The sequence below is a fragment of the Actinomyces sp. HMT897 genome (genome assembly GCF_016626125.1).
Lineage (GTDB): Bacteria > Actinomycetota > Actinomycetes > Actinomycetales > Actinomycetaceae > Actinomyces.
The window spans coordinates 408,201-430,452 of record NZ_CP067336.1 but is presented as its reverse complement, the minus strand read 5'-3'; the positions used below and the strand labels follow the sequence as shown (position 1 = coordinate 430,452).

Sequence of the window (22,252 nt, the reverse complement as noted above, 5' to 3'; positions counted from 1 at the left end):
CAGGCGGTGGTCGGCTCCCCGGGGGCCGGCGGGCGGCAAGGGTGCCCCCGGCGCCCGCCCCGGGCCGTGGGCGCCGCCGCGGGAAGGATCCCGCGCTGGCCGACAGGGCCCCCGAGCCCCTGGACCTGCGTCTGGCCCCCACCGCCCTGACCGCCTGGGGCGTGGCGGCCTGGGCGGTGGCCAGGCCCGCGGGGTCCTGGAGGTCCCTGAGCGTCCTGGCGGCCCTGGCCGGGCTCCTGGCCCTGGTCCTGCTGCGGCCCGTCCTGCGCTTCCGCGCGGCCCGGCACCGGGACGACCCCCGGCCCGGCTCCCAGAGCCCCGACGTGCCCGCCCACCTGGTCGCGGGCTCCCTGGCGGCCAGCCTCCTGCTGCCCCTCCTGGCAGGGGGCGCCGTCCTGGGCACCACCGCGGCCCACCAGTGGTCCCGCTGTCACGACCCCCTGAGCACGGCTCTGGCCCGCGGGACGCCGGTGACACTGGTGGGCACGGTCTCCCGGCAGCCCCGCGTAGCCGGGGCGCGGGGGGAGACGGTCCTGACCACCCTGGAGGTGGGGAGCGTGGACGGGCGTGTCTCGACCATGAGCGTGACGCTCCTGGGCCGGGACGCTCTCCTGGACGTCCCCATGGGCTCCCGCCTGCGGCTCCACGCCACGCTCAGGGCCCTGCCGGCAGGGCAGCGTGAGGGGGCGCTGGTCCGGGCCACCACCTTCAGGGTGCTGGCCCCTCCCAGCGGGGTCCTGGGACTGGTGACCGGCCTGCGCGCGGGGCTCGCCCGGGCCGCGGGCCAGGAGCCGGGCGGGTCGGGGGACGTCAGGGACCGTGGCCGGGCGGCGCAGGGCGGTGACGAACCCTGGCCGAGCGGGACCCGGGCCCTGGTGCCCGGGCTCGCCCTGGGTGACGACCACGCCCTGCCCACCGACCTGCGTGAGGCCATGCGGGACGTGTCCATGACCCACCTGACGGCGGTCTCCGGGGAGCACGTCGCCATGGTGCTGGGGCTGGTCCTGACGGCCCTGGGGGTGCTGCCGCGCCGGTGGCGCGCAGGGGCGGGGGCGCTGGTCCTGACGGCCCTGGTGGTCCTGGTCCGGCCGGGCGGCTCGGTGCTGCGCGCGGCGGTCATGGGCGCCGTCCTCCTGGTCGGGGTGGCCGCGGGAAGGCGGTCCAGCGCCCTGCCGGCCCTGGGTGTGAGCGTCGTCCTCCTGGTCCTCGTTGACCCCTTCCAGTCCCGGGACTACGGGTTCGCCCTGTCTGTGGCGGCCACCGGGGGGATCCTGCTGGGGGCGCGCGGGGCGCAGGCCGCCCTGGGCCGGTACCTGCCCCGCTGGCTGGCCGCCCTGGTGGCGCTGCCCCTGGTGGCCCAGGCCGCCTGCGCCCCGGTCCTGGTCATGCTGCGTCCGGCCGTGGGGGTGTGGGCCGTGCCCGCCAACGTCGTCGCCGCCCCGCCGGTGCCCGTGGCCACCGTGTCCGGCCTCCTGGCCACCCTGGTGGCCCCCTGGTGGCCGTGGGGCGCGAGGGTGCTCGCCTGGCCCGCGCTGGCCGCCTGCGCCTGGCTGGCGCTGGTCTCCCGCTGCCTGGCGTCCCTGCCCGGCGCCGTCGTCCCCTGGCCCCAGGGGGTGGCCGGCGCGCTGGGGCTGGCCGTGCTGGAGGTCGTCATCCTGGTGGCCTGCTCCCGCAGGGTCCGTGGGGGCTGCCGCCGGGGCGCGGTCCTGCTCACCTGGGCCGGTCTGGTCCTCTTAGAGCACGTCCGTGCTGCCCGGCGTGCCCCGGGCCGCCACGAGGTGGCCCGCCCGCACCGTGCCCAGGGGCGGTCGCCCCCAGGGCCCTGACCGGGAGCGGACGCCAGGGGGCGGGTCCCGGAGGGCGGGCGCCAGGGGGCGGGCCTCAGGGAGAGGGCGCGCGGCAGTGAGCCCGGCACCCGTGAGCGAGACGGCGTGCCGTGGCAGGCTAGCCCCATGCCTGCCTCCCGATCCTCCCGCCCCGCACGGGGGTCACGTCGAGCCCCCGCCGGTCCGAGCTGGCAGGAGGTCGCGCTCGCGCCCCTGGTCCTGCTGCGCGTGGGCGAGGAGGTGCTGGGGGACCGGGCCGTGGAGCGCCTCCTGGCCCAGGCACGCGGAAAGGACCCGAGCACGGAGGTCGTCCGGGTCGAGGCCGCCACCTACGAGTCCCACCAGCTGGACACGCTGGTCTCCCCCTCCCTCTTCGGGGAGCCCAGGGTCGTCCTGGTACCCAACCTGGAGCAGATGAACGACGCCCTCCTGACCGACCTCCTGACCTACACCCGCCAGGTCGACCCCGAGGTCGTGGTCATCCTGCGCCACAACGGGGGCCAGCGCGGCAAGCGGCTCCTGGAGGCCGTGGCGGCCTCCCCCTACCCGGTGGTGACCATTGAGGCCGTCAGGTACCCCAAGGACAAGGCGGCACTGGCCATGGCAGAGGTCCGTCAGGCGGGCAGGCGCGCGGAGCCCCAGGCCATCGGGGCCCTGGTGGACGCCCTGGGCAGCGACCTGCGTGAGCTCCTGGCCGCCGTCGGGCAGCTCCTGGCCGACACCCAGGGCACCCTCACCCTCCAGGCCGTCAACACCTACTACGCGGGACGTTTCGAGGCCACCGGCTTCACCGTCGCCGACGCCGCCGTCGCCGGTGACGTCGCCAGGGCCGTCACCGCCCTGCGGCACGCGGTGGACACCGGTACCGACCCGGTCCTCATTGTCTCGGCGCTGGCCACCAAGACGCGCCAGCTGGCGCGCGTGGCCGCCATGGGAGGGCGTCGGCTGGGCCCCCGGGACGTGGGCATGAGCTCCTGGCAGGTGGACAACGCCCGCCGGGCCCTGTCGGGCTGGTCCGACGACGCTCTGGCGGCGGCCATCCAGGCGGTGGCGCGCGCGGACGCGGACGTCAAGGGTGCCAGCCGCGACCCGGTCCACGCCGTCGAGCGGTGCGTCCTGACCATCTGCGACGCCCGCCGAGGCCGCCTGCCCGGCCTCTGAGCCCCTGCCGGAGCACTACGAGCCCCGCAGCCCCCGCACCGGCGGCGCGCCAGCCGGACCCCGGCCCCGCCCGGACTCTGAGCGGTGGTGTCCGTGCCCGAGGCGGACCTGCTGGGCCGGACCCCGGCCCCGCCCGGGCTCCGGGTGCCGGCCTGGTGCGCTCAGCGTAGGCACGTGGTACCGCACGGCCCGCCCCGGCCCGGCGCGTTCAGCGCTTCTTGTACAGGGACTTCGTGGCGTAGACGGGTTCGTTGGTCACCTGGATCCCCAGGGAGCGGAAGATGCCCTCGTCCACGCTCCCCAGGATGGTGGAGGTGTGCACGTCGCAGCCGCGCAGGGAGTCCAGCTGGGCCAGGGCGGCCGCCGCGTTGGGGTCCCCGTTGGCCGAGACCGCCAAGGCGATGAGCACCTCGTCGGTGTGCAGGCGCGGGTTGCGGCTGCCCAGGTGCGCCGTCTTGAGGTGCTGGATGGGCTCGATGGACTCCCGGGCCAGGAGCTCGACGCCCGGGTCGATCCCGGCCAGGACCTTCAGGGCGTTGAGCAGCATGGCCGAGGAGCAGCCCAGCAGGGGGCTGGTCTTGCCCAGGACGATCTGGCCGTCGGGCAGCTCGATAGCGGCCGCGGGGGCCTGGGTGGCGGCGGCCAGGCCCAGGGTCGGGGAGACCACAGGCCGGTCCTGGGGGCGGACGCCTACCTTGGCCATGAGCAGGGCGATGTGCGCGGACTGGACCGGCTCGGCGCCGTCGCGCTTCTCGGCCACCAGCGCCTTGTAGTAGCGGCGGATAATCTCCTGCTTGGAGGCCTGGCGGCAGACCTCGTCGTCGCTAATGCAGTAGCCGGCCATATTGACCCCCATGTCGGTGGGGGAGGCGTAGGGGGAGGATCCCAGGATCTTCTCGAACAGGCGGCTCAGGACCGGGAAGACCTCCACGTCCCGGTTGTAGTTGACGGTCTGGACCCCGTGGGCGGCCAGGTGGAAGGGGTCGATCATATTGACGTCGTCCAGGTCCGCGGTGGCGGCCTCGTAGGCGATATTGACCGGGTGGTCCAGGGGCAGGTTCCAGATGGGGAAGGTCTCGAACTTGGCGTACCCCGAGGACACCCCCCGGACGTGGTCGTGGTAGATCTGGGACAGGCAGGTGGCCATCTTGCCGCTTCCCGGGCCCGGGGCGGTGACCACCACCAGGTCCCGGGTGGTGGTCACGTACTCGTTACGGCCGTAGCCGGACTCCGAGACCACGCGCGTCACGTCACCGGGGTACCCGGCAATGGGGTAGTGGCGGTAGACCCTGATACCCAGCCCCTCGAGCTTGCGCTTGAAGGCCTGGGCCTGGTGGTTGTCCTCGGTCCACTGGGTGACCACCACGCTGCTCACGTACAGGCCGTAGTCACGGAAGGCGTCAATGTGGCGCAGGACGTCGTCCTCGTAGCCGATCCCCAGGTCCGCGCGCACCTTGTGGCGGGCGAAGTCCCGGGCGTTGACCGCCACAATGATCTCGACCTCCTCGGCCAGGGAGGCCAGCATGACGATCTTGTTGTCCGGGGTGAAACCGGGCAGGACCCGGGAGGCGTGCATGTCGTCCACGAGCTTGCCGCCGAACTCCAGGTAGAGCTTGCCGCCGAACTGGGCGCGGCGGCGCGCAATGTGCTCGGACTGCAGGCGCAGGTACTTCTCCCGGTCGAATCCGGTACGCATGGACTCTCCTCGATCATCGTAGATTATCGTGCGACGGCAGTGGTGTAGGCGGGGGCGGGGCGCGGCCCGCTGTGAGGGCGCCACCCCGGGTGCCGGCCTGCACAGAGGCGCTGGCCCGCACAAAGGTAAGGGCGCCTCCCTGGGGGAGACGCCCTTCTTCTCACTGCGGTGCCGGCCTTCAGAGCGCGGCCACGCGCCTGGCGAGCTTGGACTTGCGGTTGGCGGCCTGGTTCCTGTGGATAATGCCCTTGGAGGCGGCCTTGTCCAGCTTGCGGCAGGCCTTGCGCAGGTGCTCCTCGGCGGCGGCCTTGTCGCCGGCCTCAATGGCCTCCCGGACGCGGCGCACGTAGGTCTTGAGCTCGGACTTGACGGACTGGTTGCGCAGCCGGGCCTTCTCATTGGTCCTAATGCGCTTGATCTGGGACTTAATGTTAGCCACTGTGGGTGAAGCTTTCTGTGTCTGTGGTGGTCGTTGGCCGGAGAGAGGGTTCGCGCCACAGGCCGGTGAGGTGTGGTGGGGCGCCTGCCCGACCCGGTCGCCGGACCCCGCAGCCGGCCAGGCCAGAGGTCCAAGTGGGGACTCTACCAGCCGGGGTGGCCTGAGTCCCGGCGCTGTTCCTGCGGGCTGGAGTGAACTTAGTCGCCCGCTGCGCCCTGCTCGTTGCCGCCAGCGCGCTCCGCCTCCTCGCCGGTACCGGTGAGGAGGCTAATGTGCTCCTCGGCGCGCTCGACGAGCCCGGGGTCGTGGGTGGCCACGAGGACCGCGGCCCCGGAGGAGACCCACTCCTCCAGGAACCCGGTCACCATCTCGGTGAGCTCCTCGTCCGCCCCGGCGGTGGGCTCGTCCAGGACGACCAGCCTCGGGCCGGCCATGAGCAGGGTGCGGGCCAGGGCCACCCGCATACGCTCCCCGCCGCTGAGCAGGCCCGTCCGGGTCCTGGCCAGGTGGCTGATCCGGGTCCTGGCCAGGACGTCGGCGGCCCGCTCCCGGCGCTGGTGGCGGGGCAGGCCCAGCGCCCACGCGGCGTGGCGGAGGGTGCGCGCCACGGTCCACGAGTCCTCCAGCAGGAGGTCCTGGGGCTGGAGGACGATCGTGGTGCGGTGCGCCCGGCGGACGTCGCGCTGGCTCATCTGACTGGAGGGGAGGCCGTTAAAGGTGACGGTGCCGGTGAAGTCGAGGTCGTACAGGCCCAGGCACCACGCCGTGGTGGTCTTCCCGCAGCCGTTGGGGCCGGTGAGCGCGGTGACGGTACCTCCTGCCAGGGTCAGGTCGAGGCCGTCCACGAGGAGGCGCCCGCCCCTGGTAATGGTCAGGCCCGTCGCGGTGAGCGTGTCAGCCATGGCGGGTGGTCCTTCTGTCGTGGTGATTGTGGGTGGGCCGCGCTCCCAGGACGACGGCCCCTACGAGCACGAGGGCGCACACTGACTGGGTGACGACCAGCTCGGGGGCGGAGAGGGTCAGGAGCGGCCAGATCAGGACGAGTGCGGGCGGGATAACCAGGGCCGCGGTGACCAGGTGCTCGGTTAGTCGGCGCTGGCCCAGTAGCTGGCTGATCTCGCGTCTGCGTCTGCGTGCCTGGGCCCAGGCGCGCGCCGCGAGCCCGCAGCTGACCACGGTGCCTGCGGCCGAGGCCAGGAGGATGAGGGCGTGGAGTACCAGCGTCTGCGTGGTCTGCGCCCGTAAGGCGGTGCCGACGGCGCCCACGGAGTCGAGGCGTGCCACGAGGCCCTCCACGTGGTGCTCACGCAGCTCCTCACGCAGGGAGTAGACGGTCTGGCCGGTGAAGACCGCCGCCCCCTGGGTAATGGCGGACAGGTAGTCGGTCGGTGCGAAGTAGCCGTCGGGGACCACGGCAATGAGGCAGCTACTGGTCCGGGTGCCCTCGCTGCTGAGGAAGTAGCTCACGGCGGGCAGGTCCGCGGGCAGTACCGCGGTGGCCTCGGTCTGGTCGTGGGTGACCACGGTAATGTCGCCGCTGGTCCCTCCGAACTGGGTGTTGAAGCGTGCCTGGTCGACCAGCATCTGGGTGAGGGCGGCGTCCTGGCCGGCCAGTGCCGCCGGTCGGTAGAGGGCGACCTCATTGTCTGCGACGGTGGGCAGGCCGTAGTGGGCGGCGGCCGTGTTATTGAGGTAGAGGGTGGGCGGGCCGCTGGAGTCTCCAGGGGTGCCGTCCGGGATGGCCCACGTCAGGACGAGGCGTCCGTCCTTGTTCGCCTGGGCCACGAACGAGGCGATCTGCGGCATGAGGGCGTTAAAGGTGTTCTCGCTGACGGACCAGATGCCCAGCGAGACGGCCCGTGGCAGGGAGCGCTGGGCCTGGGCCTGGTCGCGCAGGGTCCGTGCATCGAGGACGTCGACCACGAGGGTGGTGCTCGACGTCGAGAAGGACCAGGTCATGGCCAGGGCGAGCCCCCAGGTCAGGACGGCGAGCCCGTAGCGTGGGCGCGCCGTGGTCCCGGGGCGCCGTCGGCTCCCGGCGGCCAGGACCGCCCAGCCCGCGAGCGTGCCGGCTGTGGTCGCCGCTACGACCAGCCCTGCGCACCAGGCAATGAGCTCCGCGGTCGTGCGGTGGATACTCAGTACCGCCGAGGCGTAGACGTCATAGGCCACCACGAGGCTGAGCGCCGCCAGGGGCAGTAGGACCCACCGGCACGCGGCCAGGAAGTTGCCCTTGAGGAGGTCAAGGGCCAGGCTCGTGTGGGAGCGCCCGAGCAGGCGGGCGCACCTGTACGGGACCAGTTGGGAGGCGGCGGCGAGGGCGAGCACAATCCCTAAGGACGCCTGCGCCAGCAGCAGGCTCACGCCGAGCACGGAGCTGAGCGCGGCGGCGCGGACCCGGCCCGCGGTCAGGATCTCGGACCTGTATACCTGCCTCCCCCACTGGCCCCTGACCTGGTCAATGAACTGGGTGACGCCGCCCTGGTCCCCTATGACGTGCCACCCACCTAGGGCGTCGTCCTGGGCGGTGCTGCCGCTGTAGACAATTGACTCCGGCAGGAACAGGGAGTCCAGGGGCGGGCGAATGTAGTCGTGGGCGTCGTGGCCCAGGATCTCCACGAAGGTCGTTGAGAGCGAGTTGTCAATGATGTCAAGGTACTCCGTGGTGTGGCGGACCTGGGCGACCTCGACGCCGGTGCGCTCCGCGACCTGCCGGACCTGCTCGGGGCTCACGCCGGTCTCACTAATAATGACATAACCGGTGGTCTCTGCCGGGAACAGGGGGGCCAACGTCTGGGGGACAAGGAGGACTATTGCCAGGCACAGAGCGAGATTGAGGGCCCAGGTGGTTCTGAGAAGGCTCTTCATAAGAGGGGCGCGGTAGGTGACGGCTCCTTTAGACTCCGTCACCTACCGCGTGGAATCAGTTGTTCACCGCGAGGGCGGGGAGCAGGGTCGGGGGTAGGAAGAACCGGTGAGCGGACACGGTGGCCTCCAATACGGTGCTAGTGCTGGAGTGGTCATTCTGAAGAGGTGTTGAGCACGTTCCAGTACTCAGCACAGGGAAACATAGGGACTTGAGGAGCGTCACACAAGGGGTCCTAAGTCCCAGAATTGATCACTCAACACACTGACAGGCCGACTGTACGGCAACTGTCCAGGTCAGGGCCGTTTGAGGGCGGGTCAGCCCCAGTGTTCTCTGAGAGCAGACACGACACTGTCAAAGGTGCGCCTGTCCATGGTGGCGCCCTCGCGCCGTACCGCCTCCGGGTTCACCAGGAGCAGGCGGTCCAGGCGCACCTCGCTGGGGCGCCCCTGGGAGTCCCAGGCCCCGGTGCCCACGTCGTGCCAGTAGCGGCCCCAGTGCGCCTCCTGGGCGGCGTCGAGGTCGTGGTCCTGGCTCGTCATCTGGGACACCACCAGGCGGGCCGACGGGCCCGTACCCTGGCGCGCCAGCACCAGCACCGGCCGGTCCTTGCCCTGGGAGGCGTCCTCCTCGTAGGGCACCCAGGTCCACACCACCTCACCGGGGTCGGCCTCGCCGTCCGGGTCGGGGGAGTAGGTGAAGTCGGGCAGGCCCCGGGCGGCCACGTCGTAGACGGTGACGCCCTCGTGGGCCCCGGTCCGAGTGCCTACGCCCCGCGAGGTGCGGCCCGGGGGCGCCCCCCGCCCGCCCGCCTGGGTGGTGCGGTGCGCGTCCTGCCTGGCCGTGGCGTCGGCGGACCGCCTCGGTGCATCGGGGGCGGGGTCCTCGGCAGGGCCCGCCGCTGTACCGGGGCCGCCGACGGTGGTCTCGGGCTTGAGGGCGCGGTCCAGGGCGTCACCGGCGGCGTCGCCAGCGGCGTGCCCGAGCAGGGTGAGGACCTGTTTGAGGAGAGAGGCCATGGCGCAACCCTATGGGTAGGCCCGGCCCCGCGGGGCGCCTACACGCTGACGTCCCCCCGACAGCGGCGTGGCGGGGGGACGTCAGGACCGTGGTGGTCAGCCCTTGGGCTGCGTCACGGCGGTGCAGGTGGGGTAGGTGGTCGCGTCCACGCCGGAGCCGTTGGTCTCGACGTCGATCTCGGCGCTCAGGCCCTTGGAGGTGTCCCCGGTCACGCAGGTTCCCGCCGCGTCCCAGGCCTCCTTGGTCATGGCGGCGGAGTCGACCTTGTAGTAGGCCGAGAACTTGAAGCTCATGGAGGAGCCTGCGATCAGCTCCGCCGCCGTGTTCATCCGGACGCTGCCGTCAGTCCCGGGGAGGTAGTCGTCGCGGAACCACCACGGGCCGCTGGTCGGCGACACGTACGACAGCTGGAACCCGGCCGGGGTACGGGGCCGCAGGACGATGCCGGAGGTCCGGCCGTCGGCGTCGGTCTGGTTGGTGAAGGTCACCGTGTAGTCGACGCGGACGTAGGGGGAGCTGAAGAAGACGTCCGGGTCGTGGACCTCGGTGGTGCTCGGCTCGCCGGTGACCGCGACCTGGGTGACTGCCCGGTTGTCCGTGTACTCACCGGTGAAGGTCTGGCCGCCCGTGGTCACGCCCGTGGTCACCGCGTTGCGTCCCACGACCCCGCTCAGGTCCACCTGGCAGGTGACCTCCTTGCCGCCGGGGACCGACGCCTTGCCGCTGGAGACCGTCAGGGACGGGGCCGGGCCTACGGCGGTGACGACCTCACCGCCGTAGGCGCTCAGGTCGCAGCTGAGGCTGGTGACCGAGGCCGGGCCCCGGGTCCGGGAGGTGGTGACCGTGAAGTCCGACATGGGGCTGGTCGAGTCGTTCCTCACCGTGGCGGTGAAGTGGCCCGCGTCCTTCGCGGTGTCGTCCTGCGTGCCGGCACCGATGGTGACGGTCGCGTGGGCGGTGTCAGCGGCCGGCTTCTGCACGGTGGCCACCGGCGTCCTGGACGTCCCGTCCGAGACCGTGACGGTGGGGGTGAAGGAGTAGTCGCGGGCACCGGCACCGGGGGCCAGGGCCGTGGCCCCCATGGTCAGGTCGAGGTAGCTGCCCGCGGCCCAGCCCTGGAAGTCCACCTGGTAGGTCAGGCTCAGGTGCCCGGGGGTGCAGGTGACGGCCTTGACCTCACCCACGCTGTCGCCGTGCCAGGTGTAGTACAGCTTGGCGAAGAAACGGAGGTCGGAGCTGGCCAGACGCTCAATAGGGGCGTCGGTGTAACGGCTGGTGAAGTACGCGGCCGTCCCGGCCACATGGTCCTCGCCGGGGCAGGTCCAGGCCCACTTCCCGGGCTCTGAGTCGGCCTCGATCGTGAGGGTGACGTCCTTGCCGGCGACGGCGGCGGAGGGGACGTGAAGACCCCAGGTCAGGCAGCCGTCGGCGTCGTTCTCACCGGAGCAGCCCTCACCCCCCGGGTAGTAGCGGCCGGTGGCGGTGATATCGGCAGCTTCCTGGGGGGCGGAGTCGTCGGCGTATGCCGGGGCTAGCAGGAGGGCGGTGAGGACCAGGGGGAGGGTCAGGGCGACGCCGAGAAGCCGGAGCCACGGTGGGGCTGCCTGAGCTCGTGGAGTGTGCATGGGAGTCCTTTCCCCGGAGGACGCCGGGACTGAAACCAAGGTCTCACCAATATAACTGTTTGATATATATCCTGTAAAGACGTGCGTATCCCTATTGCCCCCTCCCGGCTCCCTGGACCTCCCGGGCCGGGTTCCGGGGCCCTTTTGCCCGCAACCCGGCCCGGGAGGTACCCGTGCGCCTGCTCTCACCGGCGGGTGGCCTCCTTCATGGCGGAGGTGAAGGCCACCAGGTCGTCGCGCAGGGCCTCCAGCTCACGCTGCCGCCCGGGATCCCGGCCCTGGTCGTGGGCGGCAGCCAGGGCCGGGACGTGGGCCTCCACGATCCTGACCGTGGCCGAGCCGCTGATCGCCCCGTCGGCCCCGGCGGCGACCGCCTCGGCCACCTGCCCCGGGGTGGAGATGCCGAAGCCCAGCATGACCGGGGCGGCGGCGTCGTCGCGCAGGCGGGCCACCGACTCGGCCAGGCCGACGGTGGAGGAGGCCTGCTCGGTGCCCGTCACGCCGACGCGCGAGACCGCGTAGACGTAGCCGCGCGAGGAGGCCGCCACCGCGTCCAGGGTCCGGGCCGAGGCCGACGGCGGGGCGATGTAGACCGGATCCACCCCCGCCTGCCGGGCCGCCCGGCTGAAGCGGGCGGACTCGCGCACGGGGACGTCAGGCACCAGGACCGAGTCCACCCCCGCCTGAGCGCAGTCGGCGTAGAAGCGCCCCAGGCCCAGGCAGAAGGGCACGTTGCCGTAGACGAGCAGGCCGATAGGCAGCTCCGGGTGGCGCCGACGCACCCGCGCCACCACCTCCAGGCAGTCGTGGAACCCGGCACCCGCCGCGAGCGCCCGGATGTGGGCGCGCTGGATGGTGGGGCCGTCGGCCACCGGGTCTGAGAAGGGGATGCCCAGCTCCAGGGCGTCGGCACCGCCGTCGATGAGCGCCTCGACGACGGCCTCGGAAAGGTCCGGGGTGGGGTCGCCCACCATGACGAAGGGCACGAAGGCGCCCCGGCTGGCGCCGGCCAGGCGGTCGAACATTGCGGCGTAACGGCTCATTACAGGTCCTCCGTGGTCGCGGCGGTCGGGGTGCTCACAGGGGCGCCGTCCGGGCTGGTGCTGGCCGGGCCGTCCGGGCCAGCTGCGCCATCCGGGCCAGCTGCGCCTGCCGGGACGGCCGTATGAGCCGGGAGGGCCGCACCGGTCCCGGCTGGGGCGGGTTCAGCCGCACCGGTCCTGGCGGGGCGCAGCCCGGCGTACTCGGTGCGCTTGCCCATCTGGGCCACCATACGCGCGGCCCGCTCCACGGCGGGGTCGGCGCAGAAGGGGCCCAGGCGGGCGACCTGCTCCAGGTCCTTGTCCCCGCGTCCGGACAGGCACACCAGCAGCACCGGCGGCTCGGCGTCGGCGGGCACGTTCCGGGCCACGCGCAGGGCGTGCGCCAGGGCGTGGGCGGACTCCAGGGCCGGGACAATGCCCTCGTGGCGGCTCAGCAGTCTAAAGGCCTCCAGGGCCTCGACGTCGGTGACCCCCACGTAGGTGGCCCGCCCGGTGTCCGCCAGCCAGGCGTGCTCCGGGCCCACACCCGGGTAGTCCAGGCCCGCGGACACGGAGAACGACTCCTCGACCTGCCCCTCGGAGGTGCGCATGAGGTAGGAGCGGGCCCCGTGGAGGATCCCCACCTTCCCGGCGTTAATGGCCGCCCCGTGCCGGGGCGTGTCCAGGCCCTCCCCGGCGGGCTCCACGCCTGTCAGGCGCACCGCGGGGTCGTCAATGAACTCCGAGAAGACGCCGATGGCGTTGGAGCCCCCGCCCACGCAGGCGATCACCTCCTCGGGCAGGCGGCCGGTCAGGGCCAGCACCTGGGCACGGGCCTCCACGGAGATGACCCGGTGGTACTCGTGGACGATCGTGGGGAAGGGGTGCGGGCCGGCGGCCGTGCCCAGCAGGTAGTGGGTCTCGTGGAAGGAGGCGGTCCAGTCGCGCAGGGCCTCGTTGACGGCGTCCTTGAGGGTGCCCGCGCCGCTGGCCACCGGCACCACCCGCGCCCCCATGAGCTCCATGCGCTCCACGTTCGCCGCCTGGCGCACCACGTCGGTGGCTCCCATGTAGATGGTGCACTCCAGGCCCAGCAGGGCGCAGACCATGGCCGTGGCCGTCCCGTGCTGGCCCGCGCCGGTCTCGGCGATCACGCGCTTCTTGCCCATGCGCCGGGCCAGCAGGGCCTGCCCGAGCACCTGGTTGCCCTTGTGGGCCCCGCCGTGGACCAGGTCCTCGCGCTTGAGCAGGATCCGGGCCCTGCCGTCCAGAGGCAGGTTGCGCAGCTCGGTCACCGGCGTAGGACGCCCCAGGTAGCGGGTCATGAGCTCGTCGAGCTCCGCGCGGAAGCCCGGGTCGGCGTGGGCGGCGATAAAGGCGTCCTCCAGCTGGTCCAGGGCCGGGATGAGCAGCTCGGGCACGAACTGCCCGCCGTAGGGCCCGAAGTAGGCCGGCAGGCGCGGGTGGTGACCGGTCGCCTGGGAGCCGCCCGGCCCCGACGGCGCGTCCGACGGCGCGGGCGTCTCGGCGGCCCGGTCCAGGAGCCCAGCGGCCCGGTCCAGGGCGGCCCGGCGCCCGGCCCGGCCCCCGTCGGCGCCCTGGGCCTCGTGCCGGGGCACGGCCTGGGCCAGGGCACGGGCCGCCGCGCCGGGGTTGTCGGCGCCGGACAGGCAGGAGCCCACCAGCAGGGCGTCCACCAGCCCCGCCAGGGCGCGCACGTCAGCCGGTGAGCCCACCCCTGACTCCCCCACGAGTACCACCCCGGCCGGGGCCAGGGGGGCCAGCTCCCGGGTCCGAGACAGGTGGGTGGACAGGGTGCGCAGGTCGCGGTTGTTGATGCCGACGACGGCGGCGCCCAGGGACGCGGCCCGGTGCATCTCGGCCGGGGTGGAGACCTCGGTGAGGACCCCCATGCCCAGGGAGCCGGCCAGGGCCGCCAGCTCGCGGTAGGCGTCGTCGGGGAGCACCGAGAGCATGAGCAGGACGGCGTCGGCCCCCAGGTGGCGGGCCGCCAGGACCTGGACCTCGTCCACGACGAAGTCCTTGCACAGCACGGGGCAGTCCACCACCTGACGCACCGCCGCCAGGTCCTCGTAGGACCCTGCGAAGCGGTCCGGCTCCGTCAGCACGCTGACGGCGGCCGCGTAGGGCCGGTAGGCGGCCGCCAGGGCGGCCGGGTCGTAGTTAGAGCGGATGGTGCCCCGGGAGGGGGACGCCGCCTTGCACTCCATGACGAGGGCTGGCTGGGGAGCGGACCGGGCCCCGGAACGGGTACGCAGCGCCTCCTCGAAGGAGCGCCGTGAGCGGGGCAGGTCGGCGGCCCGCAGGTGCCCCCAGGCCGCTCGCAGCTCGGGCAGGCGCTCGCGGCGTGCCGCCAGGATCGCGTCCAGGACCGTGCCCGTGGTACGCAGGCGCTCGGAGACGGGGACACGCTCCACCGGGCGCTGGCTGCTGGTCGTGGTCATGGTCGCTCTCCTCAGTCCTGCCCGGTGGTGGACGCCGTGCCCGCCCCGCTCCCGGCGAGCTGTGCGGCGGTGGTCATGCCCTCCAGGTGCCGGGCCACCGCCCCGGAGGCAATGTGCTCCAGCGCCATGGTGGTGCCGTCAGCCAGGTTGTCGGCCGGACCCGCCAGGTACAGCAGGGCGCCGGCGTTGACCGCGACCGCGTCCCGGTGGGCGGCCTGGCCGCGTCCGGCGAAGACCTCCCGCAGCAGGTGCGCGTTCCCGGCCGCGTCGCCGCCCCGGATGTCCTGGAGCGTCCACCTGGACACGCCCAGCTCCTCGGGGGTGACCTCGTAGGCCTTGACCCCCCGGGGCGTGGCCTCCCGCACCAGGGTGGTGCCGTGGACCGCGATCTCGTCGGTACCGGCCCCGTGCACCACCAGGGCGCGCTTGCGTCCCAGGTGGGTCATGGCCTCGGCGATCATGTCCAGCATGCCCGGGTCCCACACGCCCATGAGCTGGTAGGTCAGGTGGGCCGGGTTGAGCAGGGGGCCCAGGACGTTGAAGATCGTGGGCGTGGCCAGCGCCCGGCGGATCGGTGCCACGTGCCGCATGGCCGGGTGGTAGGCCTGGGCGAACAGGAAGCAGAAGTGGTCCCGGGCCAGCAGCTCGACCGCCGTGACCGGGTCCGCGTCCAGGGGCAGTCCCAGGGCGCTAATGACGTCGGCGGCCCCCGCCAGGGAGGAGACCGCCCGGTTGCCGTGCTTGGCCACCGAGATCCCCATGGAGGCCGCCACGATCCCGGCGGCCGTGGAGATGTTGATGGTGCCCACGCCGTCGCCGCCGGTCCCTACCACGTCCACCAGCGGGAAGGTGACTGCCGGGAAGGGGCGGGCGGCGGAGCGGAAGGCGGTCGCGGCACCGGCGACCTCCTGGGCCTCCTCACCGCGGGCGTGCATGGCCGCCAGGAGGGCGGCGGTCTCCGCCTCGGACAGGTCCCCGGCGCCCAGGGCGGCGAAGACCGTGGAGGCCTCGGTCTGGGTGAGCCGGTGGCCCTGGATAACGGAGCGCAGGAGCACGTGGGCGTCATCTGCGTTCGGAATGTTCTGGTTCTCAGACATAGTCTTTCCTTTCTAATAAGGTCTTTAGAGTGTAGAGCGGGTGGAGGGCGCCGTGGCGTCATTGACGGGTGCGGCGAGGTCGGTGACCAGGGCCTTGAGGATGGCGGGACCGTGGGGGGTGAGCACGGACTCGGGGTGGAACTGGAGGCCCACCACGGGGGCGTCCACGTGCCGGGCGGCCATGACCACGCCGTCGGTGGTGGCGGCCAGGGCCGTCAGGTCAGCGGGCAGGGCGCGTGTCCCCAGGGAGTGGTAGCGGGCCACGTCCAGGGGGCCGCCCGCCAGGGGGGCCAGGGCGGCGTCGGCGCGCCCGGCTGCGGTGACCTCCACACGGGTGGAGCGGCCGTGCACCGGGCCGACCGGTCCCACCCTGCCCCCGCAGGCCTCCACGATCGCCTGGAATCCCAGGCAGATCCCCACCGTGGGGACGGACGAGGTGGCCACGGCCGCCCTGACCAGCTCCATGAGGCAGCCGGAGTCCCGGGGGTGGCCGGGACCGGGGGAGAGGCACAGCACGGGGCGCTGGCCGCGCTCCCGCTCGGCCGGGGTCGGCTCCAGGGCCGAGCGGACCGTGGCCGCGGGGGCGGAGCTGCGGTACACCTCGACCTGCATACCCAGGGTGGCAATGAGGTCCACCAGGTTGTAGACGAAGGAGTCGCGGTTGTCGAGCAGGACCACACGTGTCCGTAGCCCGCGGGGGTCCGGGGCGGACGCCGCCCGCCGCGGGGCGGCAGAGGTGGTGGGGGCCGCGGGGGCGACGGGAACCGCAGGAGCGGTAGAGGCGGTGGAGGCGGCAGAGGCGGTGGAGGTGGTGGGAGCCGCGGTCGGCGGGGCGGGGCGTGGGGCCGCAGGGCGCAGCCCGTGGGCGTCCGCGGTCGGAGGCGGGGTCCGGGGGCCCGGGGTCGCTTCGTGGCAGCCGGTCCCCGCCCCGGTGGGCGGTCCCACGACGTCGTCACCGGCGGGGGTAGGGTCCTTTGACGGGGCCCGGTGGCCGATACCGAGGGCGGCCCCCTGGGAGCGGGCCACGGCCTCCAGCACGGCCCGCGCCTTGTGGACCGTCTCGGCGGCCTCGGCGGCAGGTACCGAGTCCGCCACCACCCCGGCCCCGGCCTGCACCAGGGCCCGGCCGTCGGCGACGAAGGCGGAGCGGATGACGATGCAGGTGTCCAGCTCCCCGTCGCCCCGGAGGTAGCCCACGCTCCCGCCGTAGGAGCCGCGTCGTTCCCCCTCGAGGGTGCGGACCAGCTCGGCGGCACGCAGCTTGGGGGCGCCGGTGAGGGTGCCCATGGTCATGGAGGCGCGGAAGGCGTCCAGGGCGTCCAGGTCCGGCGCCAGGGTGCCGGTGACCTCGCTGACCAGGTGCATGACCCGGGAGTAACGGTCCACACGCATGAGGTCGGTCACCCGGCGGGTGCCGGGCACGCTCACCCGGGCGACGTCGTTGCGGGCCAGGTCCACCAGCATGACGTGCTCGGCGACCTCCTTGGCGTCCGTGCGCAGCTCCAGCTCCAGGCGCGTGTCACGCTCGTGGTCCACGCTCCCCTCAGGGCCCAGGCTCCGGGGGCGGGTCCCGGCGATGGGGCGGATGGAGACCTCGCCGGTGCGTGCCGAGTGCAGCAGGGCGGACTCGGGGGAGGCGCCCAGGAGCTCGAACCCCGGCGTGGCCAGGTAGAACATGTAGGGGCTGGGGTTGGCCTCACGCAGCTCGTGGTAGGCGGCCAGGGCGTCGGGACAGGGCAGGGTGAAGCCGCGTGAGGGCACCACCTGGTAGACCTCCCCGGCGCTAATGGCCTCCTGCATGGTGCGCACCACGGCCTCGAAGTCGGCCTCCCCCACGGTGGGCCGGGCCTCCAGCACCGGGGCGGGGCGCCCGGGCCCGCACCCCGGGCGCTCTGGTCCCGAGTGCTCTGGTTCCGGGCGCTCTGGTCCTGAGTGCGCCAGCTCCGGGGCGGGTGCCCGGCCCGAGGAGGTGGCTGGCCCGGGCAGGGAGGCGAAGGCCGTGACGGCCTCGGCCAGCTCCTCGACGCGGGCCTCCAGGTCGGCGCCGTCCACCGAGGCACCCACCAGGGTCGCGCTCCGGGTGGGGTGGTCCACCACCAGGATGATACGGGCCTCGTAGAACAGGTAGTCCGGGCAGGTGTTCCCACCCGTGGGCACCGCCGGCAGGCTCTCGAAGGTGGCCAGGTAGTCGAAGGCGAACACCCCGGCTACCAGGGGCAGGTGGGGGTGGTCGACCTCGCGCGCCGCCAGGAGTCGCAGCGGCTCGATCGTGGAGGGTGCCGTCAGCCGCTCACGCTCCTCCAGGCTGCCGTCGTCAGGGGCAGGGGGGACGCTCAGGGTCAGGCGCTCGGGGGTGCGGGCGGTGACGTGGGCGGGCAGGCGGGTGGCCAGGGCCTCCAGGCTCGCGGCGCCGTCGGCCCGGGCCTGTGGCAGGACCTCGACGGTGACGGCGTCCCCCTCGCAGGTCAGGCGGGTGGAGGCCTGGAGGACCGCGATGGTGGTACGTGAGGCCTTGGTGGCGGTGTCGACGGACTCCAGCAGGACCGCGTCCACGGGCCGGGTCCCGCCCGGCACGCCGACGGTGCCCACCAGCCCGGTGCGGGCCAGGTGCTCCAGGAGCCGTCCGGCGTCAGGAGGGTAGGCCACCGCCCGGGTGACCACCCGGGGAGGGGGCAGGGGCGTTGGTGTCATGGTGGTTCCTCCTGTTCGTGCCGCCAGGAGGTGCCCGTACACGTCAAGAGCCCGCCTGGTCGGCGAGCTCTTGGGGGTGGTCCGTTCCGGTCACGCGCACAGTGTGGCTCGCCTGCTGGGGAGCCACCACCACTGCGCGGTACGGGAGACTGTCACGACGGCGATTAAACCACACCTCACCGGGGGCCTGCACGCCCGGCACTGCCGCCGGGCGACCCCGTGACAGGAGAAGAGAACATACGTGCCCATGGGGGAATGTGCACAAATGTGCACTTCCTACCGGTCTCAGATAGTGTGAGGTCATGGGGTTTCAGACTGTACGTGGACTGGGCGCTGCGCTCCGAGACGCGCGAGAGGATGCTGGCCTGACTCAGGCCCAGCTCGCCGACCAGGCAGGTGTCTCCCGACGGTGGCTCAGTATCGTGGAGCTCGGTAGCCGACAGGGGATCGAGGTGGGCGGCGTGCTCAAGGTCCTGACGGCCCTCGGCCTTGAGCTCATGGTCAGGCCGGTGTCGGTACCCGCCCAGGAAGGGGCTGAGACAGGTCATCTGCGAAGCCTGGGGCTGCTGTGAGGACACTGCGCGTACTTCTGGGGGAGTCCCGCCTCGGGACCTTGGAGCAGACTGACGGTGGTGAGCGCCGGTTCACGTACGTGGACCGGGCGGAGACGCCGATAAGTGTCTCGATGCCTGTGCGTCGTACCCGTTACACCCACCGTGTCGTCGAGCCCTTCATCGAGGGACTCCTACCTGACAGCACCAGGGTCCGTGAGGCCGTCGCCAGGCGTTTCAACGTCTCTCCGCGCAATCCTTTCGCACTCCTGGAGCACATCGGGCACGACTGCGCGGGAGCTGTGCGCTTCCTGCGTGATGACGAGGACGCCGACCCTGCCGACGGCGCCAGTGGTCTTGTGCCGGTGACCGACGCAGATGTCGGTCACCGTCTTGCCATGGTCGCAAGTGGTCGGGAGCCCGGCTGGATCGCACCAGGTGAGGGATGGTCACTGGCTGGGGCTCAGTCCAAGATCGCCCTGCGTCGTGAGGGCGGACAGTGGTTTGAGGCCCGGGGCAGTGAGCCGACCACCCATATCCTCAAGCCTGGGATTAGTGGGATGAGAGAGCAGGCTCTCTGTGAGCACTTGTGCCTGGCAGCACTGCGACAGGTCGGTGTTCCCGCTGTAAGGACCGAGTACCTGAGCATCGCCGGCCAGAAGGCCCTTGTTATTGAGCGTTATGACCGTCGGCGAGTTCATCAGGCAGTGCTGCGAGTGCACCAGGAAGACCTCTGCCAGGCGACGTCCACCTACCCGCACCGCAAGTACGAGTCCCACGGCGGTCCTGGCGCTCTTCGGATCATCTCGCTCCTGGACGAGGTAGCCAAGGACGGCGGCGCCTCCGTCCGCCGCTTCGTGGACGCGCTCATACTCAATGTCCTCCTGGGAGCCCCGGACGCGCACGCCAAGAACTACTCCATTATCCACGCGGCGGGCCAGTACGTCCTCGCCCCTGTGTATGATCTCGCTTCTGGCCTGCCCTATAACGAGGACGGTGACGTCACGGAGGGACAGACTCCGTGGCGTACTGTTGCCATGTCCGTAGGGGGCGCTCGTCGACTTGACCAGATCGGGGCCAGCTGCTGGGAGCGTCTGGCTGCCCAGGCACGTCTGGAACGCCGTGCCCGCATGGACGCGGACGCCGTCGTGGAGCGAGTGCACAGGCTCAGCCGCCTGCTCCCGGACGCTCTCGCCACTGTGATCGCCCGGGAGCAGGCAGACAATCCTGTGCTCGTGGGCGCGATTATCCCCAGCAGGCTGCTTGACGCCGTCGCCCGGCACTGCCGCCGGGTCCGCCGCCTGCGGTGAGGCGGTGGGCCCGGCAGGAGCACTCAGGACAGGTGGTCGCGCACCTCGTCCATGTCCTTGTCGCCGCGTCCGGAGAGGTTGACCAGGAGGGCAAGCTCGGAGCCCGCGTCGTCTCCGGCGGCGTGCTCGCGGGCCATCCTCAGGGCCTGGGCGACGGCGTGGGCGGACTCCATGGCGGGGATAATGCCCTCGTGGCGGCTCAGCAGCCTAAAGGCCTCCAGGGCCTCGGCGTCGGTGACCCCCACGTAGGTGGCCCGCCCGGTGTCGGCCAGGTGGGCGTGCTCGGGGCCCACCGAGGGGTAGTCCAGGCCCGCGGAGACCGAGTGCGAGGGCAGGACCTCCCCGGAGTCGGAGAGCATGACGTAGGAGCGGGTGCCGTGGAGGATCCCGGTGCGCCCGGCGCAGATGGGGGCCCCGTGGAAGGGGGTGTCCAGGCCCTTGCCGGCTGGCTCCACACCCACCAGGGCCACCTCGGTGTCCTCAAGGTAGGAGGCGAAGGCGCCGATGGCGTTGCTCCCGCCTCCCACGGCGGCCACGACGGCGTCGGGCAGGCGGCCCAGGCGCTCGGTGACCTGCTGGCGGGACTCCGCGGAGATGACGGACTGGAAGTAGCGCACGATCGTGGGGAAGGGGTGCGGGCCGGTGGCCGAGCCCAGGACGTAGAAGGTGTCCTCCAGCTGCTCGCACCACTGGCCCAGGGCCACGTCAATGGCGTCCTTGAGACCTGACGTGCCCTGGGTCACGGGAACCACCCGCGCGCCCATGAGCTCCATGCGCTCCACGTTGGGGCGCTGGCGGGCCACGTCGTGGGCGCCCATGTAGATGGTGCACTCCATGCCCAGCAGGGCGGCCACCATGGCGGTTGCCGTCCCGTGCTGGCCCGCGCCGGTCTCGGCAATGAGACGCCTCTTGCCCATGCGACGGGCCAGGAGCGCCTGGCCCAGGGTGTTGTTGCCCTTGTGGGCCCCGCCGTGGACCAGGTCCTCGCGCTTGAGCAGGATCCGGGCCCCGCCGCCCAGGGGCAGGTTGCGGCACTCGTAGACGGGGGTGGGACGGCCCAGGTAGGTGGTGCGCAGCTCGTCGAGCTCGGCGTGGAAGGCGGGGTCGGCGACGGCCTCCACGAAGGCGGCCTCGAGCTCGTCCAGGGCGGGCAGGAGGAAACCGGGTACCTCCTGGCCCCCGAAGCGACCGAAGAAGGCCGGCAGGATGGTCTCACGGGGCAGGTCGGTACCCGGGGCCGGGGGCGTGTAGCCGGGGGCGTCGGGGCCCAGGGGGCCGGTGGGTGCGCGGTTGGCGGTGGGGGCGGAGCCCGGAAGCGTTGTCGTCACCCCTGGGACGGTAGGGACGGGTCGCCCCCGGCGCAAGTCAGCGCGGCCCGGGATCCCACTGGTTCCTGCATACTGCACGACTTCCTGCAGGGCCCCGGCCCTACGGGACCATGTGCGAGTTCTTCCGCCGGGCCTGCCAGGATGAGTCGCCGCCCCCGGCCCTACGGGACCATGCGGGTATGTGGTCAGGTGGGGCGCGGAGCAGGAACCCGTGGGATCTGCAGGACCTCTCAGGCGTGCATGGCGGCGTCCAGGTCGGCCAGCCAGCGGTCGTAGCCCGGGCCGGCCCAGCCCTGGCCCTCGGGGGCCGCGGGGTCGCGCTGGAACATGGTCGGGTAGGAGCCCGGACCCAGGGCCAGGACTGCCTTGAGCTGGTCGGGCAGGCTGACGAAGAAGCACCACTCCACGTTCGTCAGGCGCCCGGAGATCTTGTCCGGCTTACCCAGGTTCTTGACGGCGAAGCGGCCCTCGGCCTCCATACGGGCCACCTGGAGGGCCAGCACGGGGGCGGAGAACCAGGCGAGGTTAATGTTGTGCTTCTTGCCGTGCACGTCCTTGATCGTGACCGTCCGCTGCCGGTACGCCCGCCGGTAGCTGGCGATCTCGTCGTGGCGCAGCTGGGTCTCCCGGCCCCGCCAGTCGGTGGTGATAGTGACGTGCGGGGCGTCCACCAGGGAGCAGTTGCGGTAGGACTGCAGGACGAAGACGCTCACGCCGGCCGAGAGCAGGCCCAGGAGCACAATGAAGATCTTGGCGACGACGTCCGGGACGACGATCCCAATGAGGACCAGGATGCCAGCCAGTACCAGGAAGAACACGAACAAGACCTTGACCAGGCCCGCCGGCCTCTGCCTGACCACGTCAGCGGTCTGGGCCACGCCCCCGGGAGCGGCTGGTGCCTGTGTTATCCGACCGGCCTCCACCCGCTTGTTCTTCTGGTAGAGCTGGGAGATGAGGCCGCTGATGAGCGCGACGATCACAAAGATAATCAGCTTGGTGATAGCGGCAGTGGACACGGGACATCCTCCGGGACGGGGTAGCGGGTGCAGGCGGGAGCCTGCGGGGATGGCAGCGACCTTACCCCGGGTCGGTGCTTCTGGGAAGACCCGACGTCGGGCCCGTCGCCCCCGCGTCGCTGGTCGTGGGACACTGACC

The 22,252-nt window shown here is 72.3% G+C and carries 15 protein-coding genes and 2 pseudogenes; 4 read left to right on the top strand and 13 right to left on the bottom strand.

From position 1 onward, the window contains the following. Positions 1–41: 41 nt before the first annotated feature. Positions 42–1,826, top strand: coding sequence for a ComEC/Rec2 family competence protein (locus tag JJJ15_RS01725; RefSeq protein ID WP_200511239.1), 1,785 nt, complete (start codon positions 42–44; stop codon positions 1,824–1,826). 126 nt (positions 1,827–1,952) lie between these two features. Beyond that, positions 1,953–2,987, top strand: a complete 1,035-nt coding sequence (gene holA, locus JJJ15_RS01720; RefSeq protein WP_200511238.1) for a DNA polymerase III subunit delta — start codon at positions 1,953–1,955, stop codon at positions 2,985–2,987. A gap of 208 nt (positions 2,988–3,195) precedes the next feature. On the opposite strand, the gene JJJ15_RS01715 is transcribed toward holA, so the two are convergent. The 11 genes and pseudogenes from JJJ15_RS01715 to JJJ15_RS01665 all read right to left on the bottom strand — a co-directional run. Then, positions 3,196–4,683 carry a DUF1846 domain-containing protein gene (locus JJJ15_RS01715; protein WP_106109250.1) on the bottom strand — a complete coding sequence of 496 codons (1,488 nt, stop codon included), beginning with the start codon at positions 4,681–4,683 and terminating at the stop codon, positions 3,196–3,198. 178 nt (positions 4,684–4,861) lie between these two features. Next, on the bottom strand, positions 4,862–5,122 hold the full coding sequence (gene rpsT / locus JJJ15_RS01710; RefSeq protein ID WP_106109249.1) for a 30S ribosomal protein S20: 261 nt from the start codon (positions 5,120–5,122) through the stop codon (positions 4,862–4,864). A 197-nt stretch (positions 5,123–5,319) separates the two neighbouring features. Then, positions 5,320–6,024 (bottom strand): ABC transporter ATP-binding protein, encoded by a 705-nt coding sequence (locus JJJ15_RS01705; RefSeq protein WP_200511237.1) that lies wholly within the window; start codon positions 6,022–6,024, stop codon positions 5,320–5,322. Beyond that, complete coding sequence (locus JJJ15_RS01700) at positions 6,017–7,855, bottom strand: hypothetical protein (RefSeq protein ID WP_246742107.1); 1,839 nt, start codon at positions 7,853–7,855, stop codon at positions 6,017–6,019. The genes JJJ15_RS01705 and JJJ15_RS01700 overlap by 8 nt, the downstream gene beginning before the upstream one ends. A 450-nt stretch (positions 7,856–8,305) precedes the next feature. Further along, complete coding sequence (locus tag JJJ15_RS01695; RefSeq protein WP_200511235.1) at positions 8,306–9,007, bottom strand: type II toxin-antitoxin system PemK/MazF family toxin; 702 nt, start codon at positions 9,005–9,007, stop codon at positions 8,306–8,308. A 96-nt stretch (positions 9,008–9,103) separates the two neighbouring features. Then, positions 9,104–10,633, bottom strand: a complete 1,530-nt coding sequence (locus tag JJJ15_RS01690; RefSeq protein WP_200511234.1) for a hypothetical protein — start codon at positions 10,631–10,633, stop codon at positions 9,104–9,106. A gap of 185 nt (positions 10,634–10,818) precedes the next feature. Next, a complete protein-coding gene (trpA, locus tag JJJ15_RS01685; RefSeq protein WP_200511233.1) occupies positions 10,819–11,676 on the bottom strand; it encodes a tryptophan synthase subunit alpha in 858 nt (285 codons plus the stop codon). After that, positions 11,676–14,120, bottom strand: coding sequence for a tryptophan synthase subunit beta (trpB, locus tag JJJ15_RS01680; protein WP_200511232.1), 2,445 nt, complete (start codon positions 14,118–14,120; stop codon positions 11,676–11,678). Before trpB (JJJ15_RS01680) ends, trpA begins: the two co-directional genes overlap by 1 nt. A gap of 11 nt (positions 14,121–14,131) precedes the next feature. Then, entirely contained in the window at positions 14,132–15,217 is a 1,086-nt protein-coding gene (trpD, locus tag JJJ15_RS01675) for an anthranilate phosphoribosyltransferase (RefSeq protein WP_200511231.1), read from the bottom strand. Positions 15,218–15,241: 24 nt separating this feature from the next. Further along, the gene (locus tag JJJ15_RS01670; protein ID WP_200511880.1) at positions 15,242–15,895 is read right to left on the bottom strand and encodes a gamma-glutamyl-gamma-aminobutyrate hydrolase family protein; all 654 of its coding nucleotides are present in this window, start codon (positions 15,893–15,895) and stop codon (positions 15,242–15,244) included. Between the two features lie 315 nt (positions 15,896–16,210). Further along, positions 16,211–17,908: pseudogene (locus JJJ15_RS01665) on the bottom strand (anthranilate synthase component 1); the annotation flags it as partial. A gap of 302 nt (positions 17,909–18,210) precedes the next feature. Between JJJ15_RS01665 and JJJ15_RS01660 the strand changes: the two are divergent. Both JJJ15_RS01660 and JJJ15_RS01655 read left to right on the top strand, forming a co-directional pair. Continuing rightward, positions 18,211–18,480 (top strand): helix-turn-helix domain-containing protein, encoded by a 270-nt coding sequence (locus JJJ15_RS01660; protein ID WP_200511230.1) that lies wholly within the window; start codon positions 18,211–18,213, stop codon positions 18,478–18,480. After that, positions 18,477–19,769: a type II toxin-antitoxin system HipA family toxin gene (locus tag JJJ15_RS01655; protein WP_246742106.1), complete on the top strand. Its 1,293-nt coding sequence runs from the start codon at positions 18,477–18,479 to the stop codon at positions 19,767–19,769. The genes JJJ15_RS01660 and JJJ15_RS01655 overlap by 4 nt, the downstream gene beginning before the upstream one ends. Before the next feature lie 38 nt (positions 19,770–19,807). Here JJJ15_RS01655 and trpB (JJJ15_RS01650) read toward each other — a convergent pair. Next, positions 19,808–20,974 (bottom strand): annotated as a pseudogene (gene trpB, locus JJJ15_RS01650) (tryptophan synthase subunit beta); the annotation flags it as partial. A 353-nt stretch (positions 20,975–21,327) separates the two neighbouring features. After that, complete coding sequence (locus JJJ15_RS01645) at positions 21,328–22,113, bottom strand: hypothetical protein (protein ID WP_200511227.1); 786 nt, start codon at positions 22,111–22,113, stop codon at positions 21,328–21,330. Positions 22,114–22,252 lie beyond the last annotated feature (139 nt).